This is a genomic window from Dehalococcoidia bacterium (genome assembly GCA_028711995.1).
GTDB lineage: Bacteria > Chloroflexota > Dehalococcoidia > SZUA-161 > SpSt-899 > JAQTRE01.
This window is the reverse complement of record JAQTRE010000187.1, coordinates 1-4,262: the sequence shown is the minus strand read 5'-3', so window position 1 is coordinate 4,262 and position 4,262 is coordinate 1. Positions and strand designations below refer to the sequence as shown.

Genomic DNA, 4,262 nt, shown 5'->3' with positions numbered 1-4,262 from the left:
TGCTGGTGCAGATGGTCAGGGTTGGTGAAGAGAGCGGGAGGTTGGAATCCACGCTGGGTACGGTGGCTGCCAGCTACGAGGTTGAGGCTGATGACAAGATAAGCGGCATGATATCAATGATCGAGCCAGCCATGACCGTTGGTATGGCGCTGGTGGTAGCTTTCATTGCCCTTTCCGTGATTACGCCGATGTATTCTATGATCGGGAAACTTGGCTAGGAGGGACTGGCGAAAGTGGAGCGGAGGAAGCGCCGCTTGCGGGAAATGGTGACGGCGGCCAGGGATCAGTGCGGGGTTGCCCTGATAGATACAGTGGTAGCCTTGGCGCTGCTCGGTGTTTTCGGAGTGGTCTTCCTCTCGGCAATTTCCACTTCTACCATCACGATGGCCGGCATTGAGGACAAGGTCAACGTTGACAATCTGGCACGGGCCCAGATGGAGTATACCAAGAACACGAATAGCTGTCCCTATGATTCCGTTCCTCCCTATGATTACCAGGCTCTTGACCAGCTCAACCCCGGCAGTCCGTATGCGATTGCCGTGCCTAGCGGCTATTCTATCAACGTTACCGCTGCGGCGCTCCATGACCCCGATGACGGTATCCAGGAAATAACGGTCACCATATACCGAAATGGGAATAGCTTGTTGGTGACGCAAGGCTATAAGGTCGACCGATGATCAAGAAGCTATGCCAGAACCAAAAAGGAATGACTCTCCTGGAACTATTGATGGTCATTGCCCTGGTTGGGGTACTCAGCATCGCCCTTGGCTCGATCAGCTACAGCGTGATCTACCGTACCGAGGGGAATAGCGCTCACGTGGCTGCCGCCTCCGGCATCGAGAATGCGGCCAGCCGGATTGCCCGCGATGGGCAGAGTGCTCAGAACACCAACCTCGTCCCCGGCGCTGCGGCAGTCAGCAGTATTACCCTGAACTGGATGGACCCGATTACGGGAGATTTCCATGCCGTTCTCTATTTCTTATCAGGGAGTGACCTCCGGCGCCGCGAATCCATTAACAGCGTGGTGCAGACTGAGACGACAGTGACTAAATATTTCACCGGTGCCGGCTTTTCTCAGCCGGTGAATGAAACGCGTTTGTTCAAAGTGACCTTGACCTCATCAGGCGGAAGCCCTACGGTGAACGAAACGAGGGAGTATCATGTTACGCTCAGGGCGATGGGTTAGCAGGCTCATCGGGAGATGGGTGGGGAGAGAACAGGGGCAGGCAATGGTCATGGCCTTGATTGCCCTCACTCTGGGTGGGCTGCTCATTACCCCTGTCGTGAAGCACGTGTACACGGGGGTGAAGGCCGCTACCGTCTACAAGAGGCTTACCGGTGAGCTGTATGCCGCTGACGCCGGTGCGGAATACGGCATGTGGCGCATAAAGGGCGGCCTCGATTCCGGCCTCTCCGCTTATCTCACCGTGGGCGGCATGCCGGTGGATGTCGTCGTGAGCCAACTAACGGAACTGCCTTATGGCCCGGTGATAACCGGGGACGGAACACAATCATGGCGACTCCAGGTATCGAGTGCCCTGGTGAATAACGGGGATGGCACCTTTACCGATACCATCACCGTGGCGAATGTGGGCCCCTCGACTATACATCTGGTGCAAATCGGCAGCGGGTTGCCTCAAGGTTTCACCTATGTGACCGGCTCGACCTCAGGCGATATTACCACGGCTGACCCTTCCTCGATCAACGGTAATCAGATTTGCTGGACACTGGACTCTCACACAGAGTATACACTGGACTCGGGGGAATCAGCACACCATATATTCCGGATTCAGGGCACGGGCACCCCTCAGGGTTACTACTCATGGGTGATAGGCAACCCCACGTCCATCGGCACTGTCTCCAGCTGCTTCGGTTACCACATCGTGTCGCAGGCAAATGGCGGCACCACAATCACGGCTAATGTGGTCAAGAACGAGGAGGCTGTATTCCCGGTTTCATGGGAGGTGCACTAACATGAAGGTTCCGACTAATAGACAGACGAAAAGGAGGATTATCACCAACGTGCCGTTGGTTGTTATCGGCGCCCTTCTCATAATCTACGCCAGCCTTGGTATAGTGTACCTCCAGAAACAAGTCGAGTTTCAGGGTCTGGGCTTGCAGATGTCGTTGCAGCGCACGATACTGCTTAAGCCGCCGCCGGACATCGAAGAACTCGGGTCTCAGCTCAAGGAGGCTGAGTCTCTATTTGAAATCACACCGGCATCTATTTCCAGTTCCAACCAGACCACGGATATCTATGGTGTGCTGGTGGATCTGGGCCGGAACAGCAACGCCGAGGTCATGAGCATGGAGGCTTCCCCGCCAACAAGAGACAAGGGTGGGACAGTCAACGGAACGATTTTGCCCTACTCCCTTGTTGTACGGGGTAAACAGAGTGATCTCCTGGGCTTCATCTCTAGCTTGATACAAGGCGCAAGACTACTCGAAGGCCTGGAGCTAAAAAGCATAGATATCAAGAACGGTGCTTTACCGGATGATCTCGGCACCCTCAACCTGAAACTATGTATTCATACCTGGCCCGATGCCACTTCAGGGACAAAGGAGGAGCCCCCGCTTACCGGGGTTAAGAAATGAATCCTTTCGCCAGGGAGAATGTCACCGTCAATGTTGAGAACACCGGGGCTGAACACCGGACCGCCGCAGTGAAGCGGATTCTGTCGGCTGCCGTAATGCCGATCAGAGAGACCTCGATATTCTGGACGCGGGCGACGCAGAGCGCTTTTGTCCGAGAGACTGCCACCATTAACATCGAGGACACCAACATCAGATTCCTGGTCACCAAAGGGAAATGGGTAGAACGTTGGGAAAGCGTCCCGCTCGCTCCTGGCATTGTCCAAGAAGGTTTGATACTGAACACTAAGGCGGTGAGCGCCGTTATCAGTGAACTCATCGCCTCAAGGCGCTTGAAGAGAGGCAAGGTTATTGCCAGCTTGAGTGGGATTCAATCCGTTCACCGTATCGTTGAATTACCTAAGATGCCCCGGAAACTCCTGGGAGAAGCCATCATGGGCGAAGCGAGAAAGGCAATGTCTATTCCCCTGGAGAAAACATATCTATCATGGTATAGACTGCGCGCCAAGAAAGACGAATTACAGCGCTTCTTCCTTCTCGGCGTGCCGCAAAACATAATGGATGCGGAGGTTCAATGCCTGAATCAGGCAGGGATCAATCCCCCCTCGATGAATATCAAGCCGCTGGCACTGGCCAAGATGATAAACCGCGCCGAGGCACTGGTCATAGATATCGAGCCTGAGAGCTGTACCATAGTAGTGATAGCCGGCGGTGTTCCCATTATCATGCGCAGTGTAGTTATGAGTACGGGCTATTCCCCATTAGAGAGGGCGCAGCACGTATTACAGGAGTTTGAGCGGACGCTGCAGTTTTACAAATCCATCTGCCTCGATAAAGCACCCAACCCGGAAACTTCCCTATTCCTTACGGGTGGACTGGCCGACGATGGTGAACTGCGTCAGACTATAGCCTCCGAAGCGGGACATAATATCGAGCCACTGGACTGCCCCCTGCAGTACCCGCCCGGTTTTCCCCTGGCGCAATTTGCCGTCAACATCGGACTGGCGCTGAAGGGAGCATCACCGGCCGCAAGGCAAGTTGCCCCAAATGGCCCGTCACTCATCCCCAATTTCGATATCCTGCCCGATGTCTATCGCCCCAGGGGTTTCCCCGCCAGGCAGATCCTATCTGTCACCGGGGTCCTGGTTGGGATTGCTCTCATACTCCCGCTGTACCAGATCGCCGACGGCGCAGCGTTCGCGGCTGATCAACGTCAGATTGAGAAGAACATGCTCAATCAACAGGTCCTTCTGCGGCATACCCAGATCAAGGAAGCCAAGCAAATCGAAGACTCTATCGCCAGTGTGAAATCAAGGCAGCAGAATCTGCGGGACGTATTGCGTGATTTCCAGAGACTGCAAGACCAACGCTCGCGTTTTTACAACACTTTATATGTTGCAGCCGTTACCGTCCTGCCTGATGGCGTGAGCTTCCAATCAATTACAGAGGAGGCAGGCAAACTGAGCCTGGCCTGCCAGGCATCAAGTTACGAGACTGCCCTGGGGTACGCGGATGCCTTGAGGCAGACTGACAGATTTTCCGATGTACAGGTTCAATCTCTAAGAAAAGCAAGTGATGATAGGGGAGCCGTGAGCTTTACTGTCAGTTTGAAGTGGGAGTGAGGATAAAGAGGGGAAGATGGACATCGGGAAGATACTGCAACTGGCGGT

6 protein-coding genes are annotated in these 4,262 nt (G+C 54.5%); all 6 read left to right on the top strand.

The window, feature by feature from the left end; all coding sequences use genetic code 11:
- On the top strand, window positions 1–218 hold a 218-nt coding region (locus PHV74_15155; GenBank protein MDD5095691.1), incomplete at its 5' end, for a type II secretion system F family protein.
- 15 nt (window positions 219–233) lie between these two features.
- Window positions 234–677 carry a hypothetical protein gene (locus PHV74_15150; GenBank protein MDD5095690.1) on the top strand — a complete coding sequence of 148 codons (444 nt, stop codon included), beginning with the start codon at window positions 234–236 and terminating at the stop codon, window positions 675–677.
- The gene (locus PHV74_15145) at window positions 674–1,186 is read left to right on the top strand and encodes a type II secretion system protein (protein MDD5095689.1); all 513 of its coding nucleotides are present in this window, start codon (window positions 674–676) and stop codon (window positions 1,184–1,186) included. Before PHV74_15150 ends, PHV74_15145 begins: the two co-directional genes overlap by 4 nt.
- A complete protein-coding gene (locus PHV74_15140) occupies window positions 1,161–1,973 on the top strand; it encodes a hypothetical protein (GenBank protein MDD5095688.1) in 813 nt (270 codons plus the stop codon). Before PHV74_15145 ends, PHV74_15140 begins: the two co-directional genes overlap by 26 nt.
- Before the next feature lies 1 nt (window position 1,974).
- The gene (locus tag PHV74_15135; protein MDD5095687.1) at window positions 1,975–2,595 is read left to right on the top strand and encodes a hypothetical protein; all 621 of its coding nucleotides are present in this window, start codon (window positions 1,975–1,977) and stop codon (window positions 2,593–2,595) included.
- Complete coding sequence (locus PHV74_15130) at window positions 2,592–4,214, top strand: PilN domain-containing protein (GenBank protein MDD5095686.1); 1,623 nt, start codon at window positions 2,592–2,594, stop codon at window positions 4,212–4,214. The genes PHV74_15135 and PHV74_15130 overlap by 4 nt, the downstream gene beginning before the upstream one ends.
- Window positions 4,215–4,262 lie beyond the last annotated feature (48 nt).

What these genes read in the sequence shown, in the direction of transcription:
- PHV74_15145 (MDD5095689.1), top strand. Translation starts at nt 674, where the DNA reads ATGATCAAGAAGCTATGCCAGAACCAAAAAGGAATGACTCTCCTGGAA.
- PHV74_15140 (MDD5095688.1), top strand. Translation starts at nt 1,161, where the DNA reads ATGTTACGCTCAGGGCGATGGGTTAGCAGGCTCATCGGGAGATGGGTG.
- PHV74_15130 (MDD5095686.1), top strand. Translation starts at nt 2,592, where the DNA reads ATGAATCCTTTCGCCAGGGAGAATGTCACCGTCAATGTTGAGAACACC.
- PHV74_15135 (MDD5095687.1), top strand. Translation starts at nt 1,975, where the DNA reads ATGAAGGTTCCGACTAATAGACAGACGAAAAGGAGGATTATCACCAAC.